General features: G+C 57.4%; 17 protein-coding genes. 6 read left to right on the top strand and 11 right to left on the bottom strand.

All coding sequences use genetic code 11. The annotated features are described in order from the left end of the window. The first annotated feature begins 191 nt into the window (after positions 1–191). Complete coding sequence (locus tag ACR0DG_RS11975) at positions 192–1,169, top strand: LysR family transcriptional regulator (RefSeq protein WP_480697058.1); 978 nt, start codon at positions 192–194, stop codon at positions 1,167–1,169. A gap of 81 nt (positions 1,170–1,250) precedes the next feature. On the opposite strand, the gene ACR0DG_RS11970 is transcribed toward ACR0DG_RS11975, so the two are convergent. Together ACR0DG_RS11970 and ACR0DG_RS11965 are read right to left on the bottom strand one after the other, a co-directional pair. Next, the gene (locus ACR0DG_RS11970) at positions 1,251–2,165 is read right to left on the bottom strand and encodes an AEC family transporter (RefSeq protein WP_480697060.1); all 915 of its coding nucleotides are present in this window, start codon (positions 2,163–2,165) and stop codon (positions 1,251–1,253) included. 43 nt (positions 2,166–2,208) lie between these two features. After that, positions 2,209–3,111, bottom strand: a complete 903-nt coding sequence (locus ACR0DG_RS11965; RefSeq protein WP_480697062.1) for a LysR family transcriptional regulator — start codon at positions 3,109–3,111, stop codon at positions 2,209–2,211. A gap of 120 nt (positions 3,112–3,231) precedes the next feature. Here ACR0DG_RS11965 and ACR0DG_RS11960 point away from each other — a divergent pair, with 120 nt between their 5' ends. Genes ACR0DG_RS11960 through ACR0DG_RS11940 form a run of 5 tightly spaced genes read left to right on the top strand, consistent with a single transcriptional unit; the run spans position 3,232 to position 7,493 of the window. Continuing rightward, positions 3,232–4,011 carry a 5-oxoprolinase subunit PxpA gene (locus tag ACR0DG_RS11960; RefSeq protein ID WP_480697064.1) on the top strand — a complete coding sequence of 260 codons (780 nt, stop codon included), beginning with the start codon at positions 3,232–3,234 and terminating at the stop codon, positions 4,009–4,011. A gap of 21 nt (positions 4,012–4,032) precedes the next feature. Beyond that, the gene (locus ACR0DG_RS11955; RefSeq protein WP_480697066.1) at positions 4,033–4,269 is read left to right on the top strand and encodes an acetyl-CoA carboxylase; all 237 of its coding nucleotides are present in this window, start codon (positions 4,033–4,035) and stop codon (positions 4,267–4,269) included. A gap of 4 nt (positions 4,270–4,273) precedes the next feature. Then, the gene (locus tag ACR0DG_RS11950; protein ID WP_480697068.1) at positions 4,274–5,641 is read left to right on the top strand and encodes an acetyl-CoA carboxylase biotin carboxylase subunit; all 1,368 of its coding nucleotides are present in this window, start codon (positions 4,274–4,276) and stop codon (positions 5,639–5,641) included. Positions 5,642–5,656: 15 nt separating this feature from the next. Next, positions 5,657–6,532, top strand: coding sequence for a 5-oxoprolinase subunit B family protein (locus tag ACR0DG_RS11945; protein ID WP_480697070.1), 876 nt, complete (start codon positions 5,657–5,659; stop codon positions 6,530–6,532). Then, on the top strand, positions 6,522–7,493 hold the full coding sequence (locus tag ACR0DG_RS11940) for a 5-oxoprolinase subunit C family protein (RefSeq protein ID WP_480697072.1): 972 nt from the start codon (positions 6,522–6,524) through the stop codon (positions 7,491–7,493). Before ACR0DG_RS11945 ends, ACR0DG_RS11940 begins: the two co-directional genes overlap by 11 nt. 17 nt (positions 7,494–7,510) lie before the next feature. Here the strand turns inward: ACR0DG_RS11940 and ACR0DG_RS11935 are convergent, their stop codons facing one another. The 9 genes from ACR0DG_RS11935 to ACR0DG_RS11895 form a co-directional block, all read right to left on the bottom strand. Next, complete coding sequence (locus ACR0DG_RS11935) at positions 7,511–8,485, bottom strand: CobW family GTP-binding protein (RefSeq protein ID WP_480697074.1); 975 nt, start codon at positions 8,483–8,485, stop codon at positions 7,511–7,513. Continuing rightward, positions 8,486–8,782: a hypothetical protein gene (locus tag ACR0DG_RS11930; RefSeq protein WP_480697076.1), complete on the bottom strand. Its 297-nt coding sequence runs from the start codon at positions 8,780–8,782 to the stop codon at positions 8,486–8,488. It abuts the gene before it with no gap. A 56-nt stretch (positions 8,783–8,838) separates the two neighbouring features. Then, positions 8,839–9,741, bottom strand: a complete 903-nt coding sequence (locus tag ACR0DG_RS11925) for a polysaccharide deacetylase family protein (protein WP_480697078.1) — start codon at positions 9,739–9,741, stop codon at positions 8,839–8,841. A gap of 47 nt (positions 9,742–9,788) precedes the next feature. Beyond that, entirely contained in the window at positions 9,789–11,141 is a 1,353-nt protein-coding gene (locus ACR0DG_RS11920) for an amidase (protein ID WP_480697080.1), read from the bottom strand. Between the two features lie 15 nt (positions 11,142–11,156). Further along, positions 11,157–12,260 carry an ABC transporter ATP-binding protein gene (locus ACR0DG_RS11915; protein WP_480697082.1) on the bottom strand — a complete coding sequence of 368 codons (1,104 nt, stop codon included), beginning with the start codon at positions 12,258–12,260 and terminating at the stop codon, positions 11,157–11,159. 82 nt (positions 12,261–12,342) lie between these two features. Beyond that, positions 12,343–13,560 (bottom strand): ABC transporter substrate-binding protein, encoded by a 1,218-nt coding sequence (locus ACR0DG_RS11910; protein WP_480697085.1) that lies wholly within the window; start codon positions 13,558–13,560, stop codon positions 12,343–12,345. Positions 13,561–13,627: 67 nt separating this feature from the next. Beyond that, on the bottom strand, positions 13,628–14,383 hold the full coding sequence (locus ACR0DG_RS11905) for an SDR family NAD(P)-dependent oxidoreductase (protein ID WP_480697086.1): 756 nt from the start codon (positions 14,381–14,383) through the stop codon (positions 13,628–13,630). Further along, positions 14,380–15,102, bottom strand: coding sequence for an SDR family NAD(P)-dependent oxidoreductase (locus ACR0DG_RS11900; protein ID WP_480697088.1), 723 nt, complete (start codon positions 15,100–15,102; stop codon positions 14,380–14,382). Before ACR0DG_RS11900 ends, ACR0DG_RS11905 begins: the two co-directional genes overlap by 4 nt. Beyond that, on the bottom strand, positions 15,099–15,950 hold the full coding sequence (locus tag ACR0DG_RS11895) for an ABC transporter permease (RefSeq protein ID WP_480697090.1): 852 nt from the start codon (positions 15,948–15,950) through the stop codon (positions 15,099–15,101). Before ACR0DG_RS11895 ends, ACR0DG_RS11900 begins: the two co-directional genes overlap by 4 nt. Position 15,951 lies beyond the last annotated feature (1 nt).

The raw sequence follows: 15,951 nt of genomic DNA, 5'->3' as shown, positions 1-15,951 counted from the left end.
GAAGAAATCATCGCAACTGTTCAAAAATGATGGGTGGGTCATCACCCTTAAATTAACTGCTAAATCACCCCTAACATGTTAATTTTAAAGGAAACAAATATTACCCCTCACGATCCTACAACTAAAGTTGAAGGTCGTTTTTTTACCGGTAATTCGTGTATTTTCATAAAAAATTATGAAACAGACCTGTCATGACACATGAGAACGAAACGCCAGAATGCTATGAGAAACTTCCAATTCGTGATTGGGATTTAGTACGGTTTCTTTTGTGCGTGGCACGCGCGGGCAGTATCTCGCGCGCGTCGGAGCATCTGTCGGAAAGCCCGGCCACGGTTGGTCGGAAATTGCGAGAGATTGAAAAAGATCTGGCAGTGCCGGTATTTGACCGTGGCACCGCGGGTGTAACGCTGACCAGCATCGGTCAGGAAATACTGAAATCCGCCGAACGGATCGAAGCAGAGTTGACCCATATCGGTGAAATATGCCGAGCGCATCGAGGTCTGAGCGGTGGGCGCGTCTGTGTGTCCACCCCCGAAGGTTTGGGAGAAGCGATTGTCGCGCCCAGGCTCATCGAATTTCATTCGCTGAACCCTGAGATCCAAATCGATCTGTTGCTGTCTAACAAAAGGATAAATCTACACAATCGTGAGGCCGACATCGCCGTGCGCCTCGGTCGATCTGAGTCCCACAGAATATCTTCTGAAAAGCTGGGCGAAGTTGCGTTCGGAATTTACGCCTCTCGCGATTACCTTTTCGGGTTGGACGAGATCAACTCTGCGGCCGAACTGGCGGGTCACAATGTCATCGTCGCCACCGGGGCGCTTAGCCGAACGGTACAGGAGGAAGAATTCCGCAAGATCATCGGTAGATGCAATATCGCTGCGCGAACGGACAACATCAACGCGCAATTGTCGGCTGTCAAAAGTGGCTTTGGTTTCGCGGTACTTCCGAAATACATGACGCGATCACACTCGGACTTGGTTGAGATCATGCCAGGTTTTTTGAAGTCCACTGTCGAGCTATGGATACTCACGCATCAGGATGTTGCCGACTACCCACATGTTCAAACCACCAAACAGTTTCTGGTGGAAATGTGCGAAAGTCTTGTGAATGAGACACTGCCCACGAGGGTCAAAGAACACTGTCAGCGGAATGGCCGGGTAAGATAATAGGCGCAAACGATGCCGCAACTTTTTCGACTGCACATCTAACCCACCCAAGGTAAAGCAAAGCCTTTCAACTATGCAGATTTATATGATCAAAGCGATCAAGGCAGGTAGGGTTATAGCTGAAAAAGCAGTGCCAAACAGCACCGCACGTGCGGCAAGCTGCACATTGATATTCTCCGCGCGCGCCATGACATAGACATTCGCCGCAGGGGGGAGTGCGGCCATGATGATCGCGGTTGCAATCCAAATGGGATCGAAACCGGGTAAGACAACGAAGATGATGGCTACGAGCAAGGGATGTAAAGTCAACTTACCTGCGAGGCAAATTTGAAGCGGCACTTCTAAGTGGTTGGCCTTGTGGCGGGACAGGGTCAAACCCAAAGAAAAAAGCGCCGCTGGGGCCGCTGCGTTTTGGAAACCGGTCAGTGGGGTGTTGATGAAATCGGGCAGGTCCAACCCGCTGGCGGCCAATGCTAGGCCTGCAAGAGTGGCCAGGATAAATGGATGCCGCACTACTTTGCCTAACGACTTGAACAAGCCCTTAATGGAAAACCCGTCGGCGCTGATCATGGCCGGCCAGATCGTAAAGATCAGAAGGACGTCGGCACAAAAGATAAAGGCCGCCGGAGCCCCTGCCGCCGGGCCGAGGACTGCGACGGTCAGAGTAGGCCCCATGTACCCTATGTTCGAATAGCTTGCAGATAGACCGTAGACTGCCGCATGTTCCTTGGCCTTAGTAATCCGACCGACCCACCAGCCGAATAGAAACATCAACCCAGTCGCCAAGGTCGTGAGCGCCAGAAAACCAATGATGTTGGATGATCCGGGCGGAAGATGACGCACTGATTGAAACAGCAGTGCCGGCAAGGCAACGTAAAACACGAAAGCGTCCAGCCACTTTTGCCCCTCTGACGAATGCCTGAGAAGCTTTTCCGCAGCTACGCCAGCCAGAATGTAGACGAAAAAGGGCGCGACAAGCCCGAGACCAACAATCATTGCAGGTATTGGTCGCAAGAAAGGCGGCAGACTGCAAGCATGGTCAAAACGCGGGTTTAGGTGACAGGAATGAGTTGGTGAAATAGTCCCTCAAAACACGCGTTGCGTCAGAGTGTTGGGCTTGTTTGCGAAACGCCATGCCTACATCCATGGTTGGAATGTCCACGCTGGTCTGGACTGTCTCGATCCGCCGTCCCTCTAGTGACCATGGGCGGTAAACCATGTCCGACAAGATCGTAACGCCGTGCCCGTTGGCGACCATTGACCGTACGGCTTCAACGGACGAGGTGCGTAGCTTGATATCGGGCGCGCAGTTGTGGGCGTTCCAATATTTCATGCTGGTATGTGCTGCCTCGTCCACCGTCAGCATGACATAGGGCTCGCGGGCAATATCCTGCAGTGAAACGGGGTCTTCATGTGCAAGGGGGTGCCCTGTGGGCAGCCACAGCCTGCGCTGTGATTTCAACAAGGTAATTGTCTCTAGAGCCGGGTTTTGAATGTTTGAGGTCAGCGCGACGGCCATATCAATTTGACCGGTGACCAATTGCTGCTCGATACTTTGTCGGTTCAACTCGACGATCTGAATGTCCAGGGCAGGGTAAAGCTGGGTCAGTCGTCCTAAATGGTAGGGCAGGAAATACCCGATCACCGTATAGGTCGCGGCCAATCTGATAACACCGGAAATATCGGAGTCGCGCTGATCCAGAACTCGGGCCGCGTCAAGCCTTTCCAAAATATCACGCGCTGAATGCAGGAATTGCTGTCCGGCTTCGGTCATCACCATTCCCTGCGCGCGCCTGACGAACAGAGTCGCGCCTAGAATAGTCTCCAGCTCTCGGATCGCGCCCGTTACTGCGGATTGGGAAATCGACAAAAGCTTGGCAGCACGGCTGACCTGCCCGGTTTCGGCCGTGGCGACGAAGTATTTCAGATGCTTGAAATTCATAACAAAGCCACTCGGAGTAATTATCGAAAATAGTGATAATGTATGAGCGAAAAAAAGAAATACCAATTTCTTGCAAATTGCGAATGATGCCCGTGTACGTCACAACAGGGGGCTTGATGGATGCGAGATATCGTCGATCTGAACTGCGATATGGGCGAAGGGTTCGGCCATTGGGTATTGGGTGATGCCCCCGAAGATAAAATCATGGAGATCATCAGCTCGGCCAATGTGGCCGCGGGTTTTCATGCGGGCGACCCCAATTCCATCGACCGGATGGCCAAGCTGGCGCAGACCCATGGTGTCGGGTTGGGTGCGCATCCAGGCTATGCGGATCTGCGCGGTTTTGGGCGTCGTTATATCAACATGGATTCGGCTGAGTTGATCAATGACGTGGTCTACCAGATCGGTGCTGTGCGGGAATTTGGCCGCCGTCACGGCGCGCCGCTTCAGCACGTGAAACCGCATGGCGCGCTGTATATGGAGGCGGCGGTGAACGAAGACCTGTCGCAAGCTCTGGTCGACACGTTGCAGGCCATCTGCCCGGATGCACCGCTGTTCTGCATGGGCATTTCGAAAACCTATGCCGCCGCGAAACGCGCCGGTCATCCGGTCATTCGCGAGTTCTTCGCGGACAGGGATTATGACAACAGCGGATCCATCGTTTTCGCCCGAAAGGTCGGGCGCCCCGATCTTTCACAGGTCGCCGAGAAATGCGTCAAGGCCTGCAAGACTGGCATGGTTACGACGGTCGAGGGCGACGAGATGCAGATCGAATTTGAATCGATCTGCTTCCACTCAGATACGCCCGGCGCGCTCGAGATGGGGCGCGCCATTCGCAAAGGCCTGACTGATAACGGAATTCGGATCGCAACCGCCGGCGAAATCGCCGCGACGCTTTAATCGACATGTAGGAGATACCCGATGGCAGAGATCAAATCGCCCGTGCCCGGAACATTCTATACCCAAGCTTCACCTGATGCTCCTGTCTATAAGGCCAAGGGGGATACAGTGGCCGTTGGGGACGTGATCGGGCTGGTCGAGGTCATGAAGACCTTCATCGAGATTAAGTCTGATGCAACCGGAACCTTTGCCGGGTATGCCGTCGAAAACGAGGCGGCGGTGACGGCGGGTCAGACGTTGGCGGAAGTGGACGGTTAAGCCCATGCCCATCAGACGTTTGTTCATCGCCAATCGGGGTGAGATTGCCGTGCGCATCATTCGTGCTGCGCAAGGTTTGGGTGTTCACACGATACAGGCGCATTCCGAGGCGGATGCTGACATGTTGGCCGTGTGCATGGCGGATGAAAGCGTTTGCGTCGGCCCCGCGCAGGCGGCGCAATCTTACCTGAACATCGACGCACTGGTGCAGGCAGCCACCGCCTGCAACGCCGATGCGGTACACCCCGGTTACGGGTTTCTGGCCGAAAACGCGGATTTCGTCCGCGCGGTCGAGGGCGCCGGGATGCGCTTTGTTGGCCCTTCTGCCGACACAATTGATCGCATGGGCGACAAGGTCTCGGCCCGACAGGCTGCGCAAGCCGCCGGGGTGCCTGTTGTGCTAGGCTCCAAGGGTCGAATTGCTACGCCTGAAGAGGCTTTGTCCATAGCCGATCAGATCGGCTACCCGGTGATGATCAAGGCCTCGGCCGGGGGTGGAGGCAAAGGTATCCGTGTCGCCCAAAATGCCGAAGAACTGGCGCAGATGGCCCCGCAGGCACAGGCCGAGGCGCAGGCGGCCTTTGGTGATGGTGGTTTGTATCTGGAACGGGCCATCACCGCGCCCCGCCATATCGAGGTGCAGATCCTTGGTGATGGCACCGACGCAGTGCATTGCTTTGAACGCGAATGCTCGATGCAGCGCCGCCGCCAGAAAGTGTGGGAAGAGGCCGGGGCGGTCTGTCTGGACGACGCAACCCGCGACAGGTTGTGCGCGTCCGCTGTCGCGTTGGCGAAATCGGTCAACTATGTCGGCGCAGGTACGCTGGAATACCTGTATGACAGTGCCACCAACGAATTCTTTTTCATCGAAATGAACACGCGCATTCAGGTCGAGCACCCTGTGACCGAGATGATCACTGGGCTGGATCTGGTGCAGGAAATGATCCGGGTATCTGGGGGCGAGCCTCTTTCGGTCACGCAGGACCAGATCAGCCGCAACGGACATGCCATCGAAGTGCGCATTAACGCAGAAGACCCGGCACTGCAATTCATGCCATTCCCCGGTCAGGTCGGCCGGATGCGACTGCCCGAGGGTGACGGCGTCCGCTTCGACCATTTTCTGTACGAGGGCTACCAGATCCCGCCCTTTTATGACTCGTTGCTGGGCAAGCTGATCGTCCACGCACCCACACGCGCGGATGCCATCGCAAAGCTGGCCGCGGCGCTGGATGATCTGACGCTTGAGGGGCTGAAAACCACTATTCCCCTACACCGGGCGCTGGCCGCTGATGCCAATGTGCTGGCGGACCGAATCCACACCCAATGGCTCGAACCGTGGCTGGGCGCGGGCAACCTGACCGTACCGGCCTAACCAAGGAGACGCAGCATGAAGACACGTTACACCTATGGTGGCGACGAACACATCTATGTCGAGATGGATGATGAGATGTCGTTGGACGCCTTCTTCAAATCCCTGTCCATGAGCAACGCGGTGCGCGATGCGCAAATCGACGGGGTGACTGAAATCTGCCCCGCCAACGCATCGTTTCAGGTCAAGTTCGACCCTGACGTGATCAGCCCGGATCAGATGATGGAGCAGATCAAGAATCTGGAGCACAAGGCCGAAGACGCCGAGAAACGGCTGAAAACGCGGATCATCGAAATCCCTGTGTACTATCAGGACCCTTGGACGCATGAGACTTTGATGCGGTTCCGCGAACGCCATCAGGACCCGGACGGCACTGATTTGGACTATGCCGCGCGTATCAACGGCTATGACAGTGCGGAGGCGTTTATCGAAGCCCACCATTCGCAACCCTGGTTCGTGTCCATGGTAGGGTTCGTGGCGGGGCTGCCGTTTTTGTACCAACTGGTCGACCGTGATAAGCAATTGCAGGTTCCTAAATACCTGCGCCCCCGTACGGATACGCCCAAACAGACCGTCGGGTATGGCGGGTGTTTTTCGTGCATCTATTCGGTGCGCGGGGCAGGGGGGTACCAGATGTTCGGGATCACCCCGATGACCATTTTCGATCCCACCCAGCAGGTTAGCTATCTGAAGGACTTCATGGTGTTCTTCAAACCCGGCGACATCGTCAAATGGAAGCCCATCGACCGTGCCGAATATGACCACATTCTGACCGAGGTCGAAGCCGGCACCTATGCCCCGCGCATCGCTCAGGTCGATTTCGATCTGGACGCATTCAACGCCGACATGACCGGTACCAATGCCAAGCTGATGGAGGCCCTCAATGACGCTTAAGATACTCTCTCCCGGCCTGTCGACCTCTATTCAGGACCTTGGACGCCCCGGCTATTTCCATCTGGGCATTCCCATCGGTGGGGCGATGGATCGTTTTGCGCTGCGTTGTGCCAATATGTTGGTCGGCAATCCTGAAGGGGCGGCGGGGTTGGAAGTGGTGTTCATGGGCCCCGAAATCGAGTTCATGCAGGATGCGCTGGTCGCGGTAACGGGTGCGGAACTGCCGCCCAAGGTCGATGGCACCCCGCAGCCGACATGGACGGCGTTCCCGGTCAAAAAGGGACAAACCCTTAGCTTTGATTTCCTCAAGTCCGGCGCGCGGGCCTATATCGCGATTAGCGGCGGGATCGACACGCCGCCGGCGCTTGGCAGCCGGTCAACCTATCCCATTGGGGCACTAGGCGGGATCGACGGGCGCGCGATTCAGGCTGGCGACATGCTCCCGGTCGGAGAGGCCGAACTGATCGAGCCCGGGTTCAGCATTCCCGAACCCCTGCGCCGCGGGCCAGGCTCGCCAGCTGAGTTACGCGTTCTGCCGGGACTTTACTGGCATCGGCTGACCGAGAAGGCGCAGCAGGGCTTTTTTGCCGATGACTGGGCCGTCGCGCCCGAGGCCGACCGGATGGGCTATCGCTTTAAGGGGGGGCAAGCGCTGGAGTTTGTAGACCGGGAACAACCATTTGGTGCCGGGGCTGATCCGTCCAATATCGTGGATGGCTGTTATTCCTACGGCTCGATCCAGGTGCCGGGCGGGCTAGAGCCAATCGTGCTGCACCGTGATGCGGTGTCAGGTGGTGGGTATTTTACCCTGGGGGCGATCATATCGGCAGATATGGACCTGATCGGTCAACTGCAGCCGCATACGCCGGTTAAGTTCAAACAGGTTGATATGGAACAAGCCTTAGCGGCACGCAAAGCGCGGAAAGATATGTTGCGCGAAATTCGAACGCATTTGGGCTAGCACGGTGGCAAAGGCCGTCACCCTGCGCTGAGCGAAAAGTATCCAAGCGACTTTGCGAGGTCTTCTTTCGCGAAGTTGCGGCCAATGAACACGATCTCATTGGCCCGCTGGGTGGACGATGCTGGCAAAATTTCCGGGGCCTGAACTGAATTGCGCACGCCTTGCAGCAACAGATAGCCAGCTGGCGTGTCGAACACACCTTTAACCCGGACAATGTCATGGCCGCGGGCATGTAGCAAAGCCGATAGCCAGACCGAAAAGGCGGCCCAGTCGACACTGGCATCAATCCTTAGTCGGGTGGGTTCGATCGCTGGTAGGTTGGACAGCTCGGCCAAAGCAGGAATGGCGATAGGCTGAGCGCTGGGATCAATCGAAGGTGTCGCGTCTTCGCCTTTGATTGCGGCCGAGATATCCGCACCGGGATTTAATTGCGTCAGCGTTGCGTGCACTGCACTGTATGCTCCGGGCAATTGCGCATCGATCTTAGTCAGAATGATGCGGTCGGCGGCTTCGATCTGAGCCCGGCCCAGATGTTCGGTCCCAAGCTGATGGACAATGTTGACTGCGTCCGCCAACACGATGATTTCATCCAGAAGGATGTGATGAACCAGCATCGGGTCAGTTTGTATCGCTGCCGCTATCGCAGCGGGATCGGCCAACCCGCTGGTTTCCAGCACTATTTTTTCTAACCGTTGCTGGTCTGATGCTGTTTGACTACGCGTGTTGCAAATCTGGCGGAGTGAGCTGATCAGATCGGCTTTCCCGACACAACAGGCGCATCCACCGGCCAGAAGGGTCATGCCACTGGCGTGCTGCTGCAACAGGGTGTCGTCCACCGGGGTTTCTGCTGCTTCGTTGACAAGGATGTGGGCGCGTCCGAACCGTCCTTGAAACAACTGATGACGTAGCCAAGTTGTTTTGCCAGATCCCAGATAACCTCCCAGAATAGTCAGCCGTATTCTGGAATCGTTGGAGGAACCCACCCCTGACATTCAGGCAGCCGCACCTAAAAACCGAGCGTCAAGGGGATCAAGTGGCGCTCCGGTCTGTGCTTCGGCTTCGGACCATACAGCCTCAAGGTCGGGTACGATGACGGTGCGGCCTGTCAGCGCCCGTAACTGGATGCCGGGAATGCGGCCATCGTCATGTACAGAAAGGCCATAGCTGTTCAGGATCTTGTTCAGGATGTTGGCGCGGCGAAACTTCAACTGCAGCTTGTCGCCGGAAGCATCAGCCCCGGCATCTGTCCAATGACCTGGTCTGGTGGGGAACCCACAGGCGCTGCACATCACGTGTTCTCCTTGGAGGGTGTGCCAGAGGGACGACCCCTCTGGCCATGTTCGGGTCAGATGACCTCGGGGCGTTTGTCACTGTCGAAGGGGAAACGCGCGCGGAAGTCATCGGCGATGGTGTTAAAGTCCACCCACTCAACACCCGAATGGCTGTTGATGTGGTCGATCAGACGCTCGAGCATCAGCAGCACCTGTGGGCGACCGGCAACATCGGGGTGAATGGTGATCGGGAAAATGCCGTAGTCCATTTCACGGTAGACCCAGTCGAACTGATCCTTCCACATCTCTTCGATGTCGCGCGGATTGACGAAACCGTGGCTGTTGGGTGCGTTCTTGATGAACATCATCGGCGGCAGGTCATCCACATACCAGTTGGCCCCGATATCCACGAGATCGATTTCCTTGCCGTGTTTCAGTGGGTGCATCCATTCGCCGGCGGTTTTCGAATAGTCGATCACGTTCCACTCGTCGCCGACACGGGCATAGAAGGGCTGGAAGTCGCGATAGCTTTGGCTGTGGTCATACGAGAACCCGTATTTGCCCAGCAGCGCGGCGGTGACGTTCGACATCTCCCACCAGGGCGCCACATAGCCTTTGGGCGCTTCGCCGGTCAGGCCCTTGATCAGTTCGATGGATTTGACCAGTACGTCTTCTTCCTGAGTGGGCGTCATGGCCACCGGATTTTCATGCATATAACCATGCGCACCGATTTCGTGGCCCGCTTCGATGATCATGTCCATTTCCTTTGGAAATGTCTCAAGCGAATGACCAGGAATGAAGAACGAGGTGCGCATGTCGTACTTCTTGAACAGGCGCAATAGACGGGGAATGCCGACTTCAGTTGCGAAGATGCCGCGCTGAATGTCATTGGGAGAATCTCCTCCGCCATATGAGCCGATCTGGCCCGCGACGGAGTCGATATCCGTCCCGAAGGCGCATAGGATTTTCTTTGTCATGATACTTCTCCTCTGTGTTCTCAAAGTTTCCAAATTCTGGGGATGAATCAGCCTCGTATGATGCTCTCGGTCGCCAATGCCGCCGAAAGAACGGCATGGTCCTGACCATGAGGCGCGGACAGCAATAATCCCGTGGGCATACCGTTCCGATCCGTTCCGTTGGGGATGGACACACCGGGCCAGTCCAGGAAATTGCCAAGCGACGTGTTGCGCAGTGTCAGGCCGTTGTGTTCGAAAAACACATCCTGATCGGCCTCAAGTGGGGCGATCTCCATCGCGGTTGTTGCGGTTGTCGGGCAAAGCACAATGCAGCCGCCAATAGTGGCCGCGGTTTCTGCCATCAGGCGTGCGCGGGCCTGTTGCAGCACAACCAGATCTACTGCGGTCATGGGGCTGGCTTGCAGAACACGGCGCACGACGCGGGCATCCATTTGCGCGGCTTCGGGGCCGTTCACCCGGTCTTTGTGAATCGCAAGGGCCTCGGCCCCGGCCAAGAACCCATGCTGTGACATAAGATCCAGAATGTGCTGCAACTGCGGCAATGAGATGCGTGAGACACGCGCGCCTGCGCGTTCCAACCTTGCAACGGCAGCGTCAAAGCGGTCCAAGACATCCTGGCTTGCGTCATCGAACAAAACCTCATCCGGAATGACGAAGTTTAGCTTGTACAATTCCGCAGGATTGATCTGAGGCCGAAGATGACCGCGCAAGACGGTATCGACCAGCACGCAATCGGCTACACTGTTCGCGAGCGGCCCAATTGTGTCCAGTGACGGGGCGAGGGGAAATACGCCGTCCATCGGATATCGCCCCATTGAAGGTTTGTATCCGACCACGCCGTTGAACGAGGCCGGGATACGCACCGAACCCCCGGTGTCAGAACCCATCGAAACCGGCACGACCCCTGCGGCGACGACAGCGCCTGACCCCGAGGATGAGCCGCCGGGGCTGCGCGGGCTGTCTTTGTCGGCATGTATGTTGCGCGGCGTTCCATAATGTGGGTTCAGCCCGATGCCGGAATACGCGAACTCTGTCATGTTGACGGTGCCGACCGAAGTCATTCCGGCGCTGGCCGCGCGCGAAACAATCGCTGCATCGGCTTTGGCTGCAGGGTTTGATTTCAGTACAACAGACCCGGCAGTGGTGACGCGACCTCTGAGATCGAACAAATCCTTCCACGCGGTGGGTATGCCATCCATCGGGCTGATCGGAATGCCTGTACGCCAACGCAGGTGTGAGGCCTCGGCCTCGGCTTGCGCACGGTCTTTCAGAAGGTCGATAAACAGCGCCGGATCATTATGATCGGATAGCCTGTCAAAGACACCTTCCAGCAGGGCGACGGGGTCTGTTTGCCCAGCCTGCAGGTCTGCGGCCATTTGAGTGATGGTCAGATTGCTCATCTCATACAGGCCCCATCACGCGATCATCGTTGCGCCGCTGGCGTGCCAGGCCACATAGGCCGAGGCCCCAACGGACAGGCGTCCGCGATACTTGTCCACATGGCCTTCGGTGTTGATCGTCGCGCCATTCTCTAGCCGGACCAGCATCTGCATGATGTGGCCGATGACTTGCAGACGTTCGATCTGGCAGGGGATGATGTTCGAACCAAAGGTGCCGCGCAGTTCGGCTTCGTCGGTTTCGCCGGGGATCAACTCAACGGCTTCAGCGGGCAGCACGATGCTCATCTTTTCGCCCTTGGTATGGGCGACGTCGATGCGGTTGGTGCCGGAAATTGCGCCGAAGGGCGTGTCGAGTGTAATTGTTTGACCTTCGGTCGCAGTTACGGTGCCGGGAATAATGGTGTTCGACCCGATAAAGCGCGCGACAAACTCGCTGGTGGGGCGGGTGTACAGCTCGTGCGGGGGGCTGATCTGTTCAACCCGACCTGCATTCATCACGATGATCCGGTCCGACAGCGCCAAAGCTTCGGATTGGGCATGGGTTACGAACACGAAGGTAATTCCAAGTTCGCGCTGCAAGAGCTTCAATTCGTTCTGGATGCTTTTTCGAAGATTGGCATCCAACGCGCCGAGGGGTTCGTCCAGCAGCAAAATATCGGGTTCTACGACCAAAGACCGTGCCAAAGCAATCCGCTGACGCTGACCACCGGACAGACGGCTGGTCGGCATTTCCGAGATATCCAGAAGCCCGAGTTTGTCCAGAATGCCATCGACTTTGCGATCAGCTTCGGGTTTCGGAAGGCCTTTGACCTCAAGCCCGAACCGAACGTTCTGCCGCACGTTCATGTGCGGGAACAGCGCGTAGTTCTGGAAAATCATTGATGTCGGGCGCTTTTCCGGGGGCTGGTCATTGACCCGTTGGCCTCGGATCAAAAGGTCGCCGGATGTGACGCTTTCGAACCCAGAAATCATCCGCAGCGTCGTTGACTTGCCGCAGCCCGACGGTCCGAGAAAAGCGATAAACTCGCCTTTTTCAACGTCGAGGTTGAAGTCGATGACGGCAGGCGTGCCGTTATCATAGACTTTGCCAACGTTTTTGAGTTGCAGATCGTAAGCCAAGGACGTCGCACCCTTTTGATTTGATTTCTTGAAAGGCGGGAAGGGGGTTCAGCCGGTCAGACCCGGCTGAACCAGTGTTGAGTTAGGCGGACAGGAACTCGTCCCATTTCTGGATCAGCAGGTCGTACTCATCCGGCCACTGGTGCCAGTAGGCCACGTTCGCCGCGCGAGTTTCGAGCGAGCCACCATCGCGCAGATCACCTTCTTTGATGCCGCGCTCGGTCGCGCCGACCCAAGGCTTGCCCTCGTACCAGAAGGCGTACTTGTCTGGGTCCATGACCTCTTTGACGTTGACGGTGGGCGAATAGTAACCCTGTTCCGACACTGCAATCGCTGGCGGGCCGGATAGCCAGTAATCAGCATAGGCCGTGACCGCTTCGAGGTTGGGCGAGGTCTTGAGCGGGGACACCCCGATGGACCAGCCGCGATAGCCTTCTTTCATCGTCGCATAAGAGCATTCGACCCCCTGCGCCTTGACCGCCATCACCGCAGGCTGCCACGCATCCGCGATCACCATCTCACCCGACGCGAGCAGGTTCACCAGTTCACCAAAGTCACCCCACAGGGCACGGAACTGGCCTTCTTTCTTTTTGGCGATCAGGAATTTTGACGCCTCTTCGATGGCTCCGGCATCCGGGTTGCCGGGGTTTTCAACTTCAAGCAATCCCAGCGCATTCATTGCCAGAATGGCCTGGCCAAATGCGATCAGCGGGTCAACGTTCAGGCCCGTTTTGCCCTTGAACTTGGGATCAAACAGCGCCGCCCAGGTCGAGGCTTCTTCGGCGTCTACCAGATCAGGGCGGTAGCCGATCGAGTCGTAGTTGTAGACCGTCGGCACCATGTTCAGGCGTGTCTGGCTGTCATCCTCCCAAATCTGTCCGACGATCTGGCGGTTGCGATCCCAGCGATCCGAGGCCGTGGTGAACGTGTCACGAATGCCCGACCAGTTTTTCAAGTCGGACGCAGCGACCGGGGCCAGCTTGTCAGTGGCCACCATCGCGGCCAGGCGTTCGCCGATGATCTCCCAGCAGTCATAGGCGTCGGTGCCCGACAGAATCTCGGTCTGGGTGTTGGGGAAGATATCAGCCTTGCCGTTGACCGACCCTACACCCGATTTTTCCTGAAAGTCGTTCAGGATGCGTTCCTGAACCGTCACTGACAGGCCTACGGTGCGCAATTCCTGATTGCCAAGGTTCGCGGCAAAGGCTTGCTGCGCGCCAAGGAATGGCATCCCGCCCGCAGCCAGCGCAGCGCCGCCTGCGGTTGTCTGAAGGAATTTCCGTCGTGAATATGTACTCATCTCAGTTTACTCCGTGTTGCGGTCGTGTGTCTTATTCTTCTGTTTGGGGCCGCTGGCCCCGCTGTATTCAGTACCGTCCGACCAACAGGCCACCATCTACAGCAATCACTTGTCCGGTGAGGTAACGCGCCCCGTTTGAGGCAAGGAAAACAACGACATCCGCGATATCGTCGGGTTCACCGATCCGTCCCATGGGAATGTTCTCGCCCGCTGTCTCGGCCCCTGCAGGACCCAGCGAGTGTTCTTCGGAAAGAAGTTGTGCGGTGCGGATATATCCGGGCGCGACGCCGTTCACGCGAATGCCGTCACGCGCCAGTTCCACGGCCAGCCCGCGCACAAGACCCACCACCCCAGCCTTGGCCGAGGAATAATGGACATGTTCGTCCCAGCCATAAGCCACACCCATGATCGAGGACAGGCAGACGATGCTGCCTGAACCATGCGCGCGCATGTCCGTCAGTGCAGGGCGGATCACTCGGAACATGCCCTTGAGGTCAATGTCAAAGGTGTGGTCCCATTTCTCATCGCTCAGCTTGTCCAGAGGTACGCGGTGGGCGATACCTGCATTGGCGACGATTGTGTCGATTGCGCCGTGGCGCGCCTGAACATCTGCGATCACCGCATCCGAACGGGCCGTATCGCGTACATCCAGCACGTGGAATTCAGCAGTCCCACCCGCTTTTTCGATCTCGGACACCACCGCGCGGCCTTCGGCCTCAAGCACATCCGTCACGATCACGGTGTCACCCTGCGCAGCAAAGGCCAGCGCGCAGGCGCGGCCAATGCCGATGCCGCCTCCGGTGATGAATACGGTCTTGCTCATAGCATCACGTCTCCTGAATTGGGGCAGAGGGTCTGGCCGACATAAAGGCGTGCCGCGTCGGAACACAGGAACGCCACCGTGTCAGCCACATCAGCAGGTTCACCAAAATGGCCCAGCGGCAGTTCAGCCGCCTTTGCCGCCTGCCAGTCGGGCGACAATGCGCGCACCAGGGGCGTGTTGATCGGGCCAGGTGCAACGGCGTTGACGCGTATGCCGTCTGCTGACACCTCGCGCGCAAGCGCCTTAGTCATGCCGATGATGCCCGCCTTGGCCGCCGAATAGTGCACCAGCTCAACACCACCGATTTGCCCCAGTTGCGAGGCCACATTGACCACGCAGCCTTTCCCCGCGCTTAACATTTCGTGAAAAACGGCCTTGGTGCACAGAAAAGTCCCGCGCAGATGCACGGCAATCATGCGATCGAAGTCTTCCAGCGACAGTTTGGCGAAGTTGGCTTGATGCACGTGCCCGGCATTGTTCACCAGATGCGTCGGAGCACCGAACGCCTTGTTGCATTGGACGATCATATCCACCACATCCGCCGGATCGGATACGTCGCCATGATGGGCGATAGCTGCCGCGCCGATTTGTGCCACTGTTTCCTGAGCGGCGCTGGCATCGAAGTCGTTGACCAGCACCTTGTAGCCATCGCTTGCCAGTTTCTTGGCAATGGCCTGCCCGATACCAGACCCTGCACCTGTGACGACGGCGACACTCACGAGATGTCCTCCTGCATCGCGATCTTTTTGGCGCGGCGCACGCTGAGGCCCATGAGGATGCCGTAAACAGCCAGCAGCGAGAATGAGAACAGCGTTGTCATCACACCAAAGGCAAAGATGTTGGGATGAATCTCGACCGAGAACGTACCGTAGATTGCCAGCGGCAAGGTCTGATCCCGACCTGATGCAAACAACGTGCGTGGGAATTCATCGAAGCTGAGTGTGAAAGCAAACAGCATGGCGGACAGGACGCCCGGAAAGATCAGCGGAAATGTCACTTTGCGGAAAGTCCGCGCAGGGGGGACCCCCAGCGACCAGGCGGCTTCTTCCACCGAGCCGTCAAAGCGGTTGAGGATCGCCAGCATCACCAGAAACGCGAACGGGAAGGTGTAGACCACATGGGCGACAAAGGCGGTGGTCCACCAGTGGCGCTCGATCCCGACGACATTGTTGGCGAGCAGCGAGGTGCCCAGCCCGGTCAGAACACCCGGCACCATCATACCCAGTACGATGAGGTAGAACACCAGACCCGCGCCCTTGAACCGGCGGCGGAAGGCTTGGGCGGCCATGACGCCCAGCACCGTAGCCGTGACCATCGTCATGAAGGCCAGCGTCAGTGACCGCAGCAACGCCTCACCCACAGGCAGGGGCGCAATGCGCGAGGGTGGGGTCAGGCCGAACAGGTGTTTATACCAGTAGGTCGACCATTCGATGATCGGAAATTGCGGCCCGCCTTCGGGGCCTTGCTGGAACGACAGGATGCCCAGCACGATGAACGGGCCATAGAGGAACAGGATGAACCCGGCGACATAGACAGCGAGAATGGGTTTGAGAACCTTGGATTCCATG

The sequence above is a fragment of the Ruegeria sp. BG8 genome, assembly GCF_056538325.1.
This window is presented reverse-complemented; position numbering and strand designations above follow the sequence as displayed.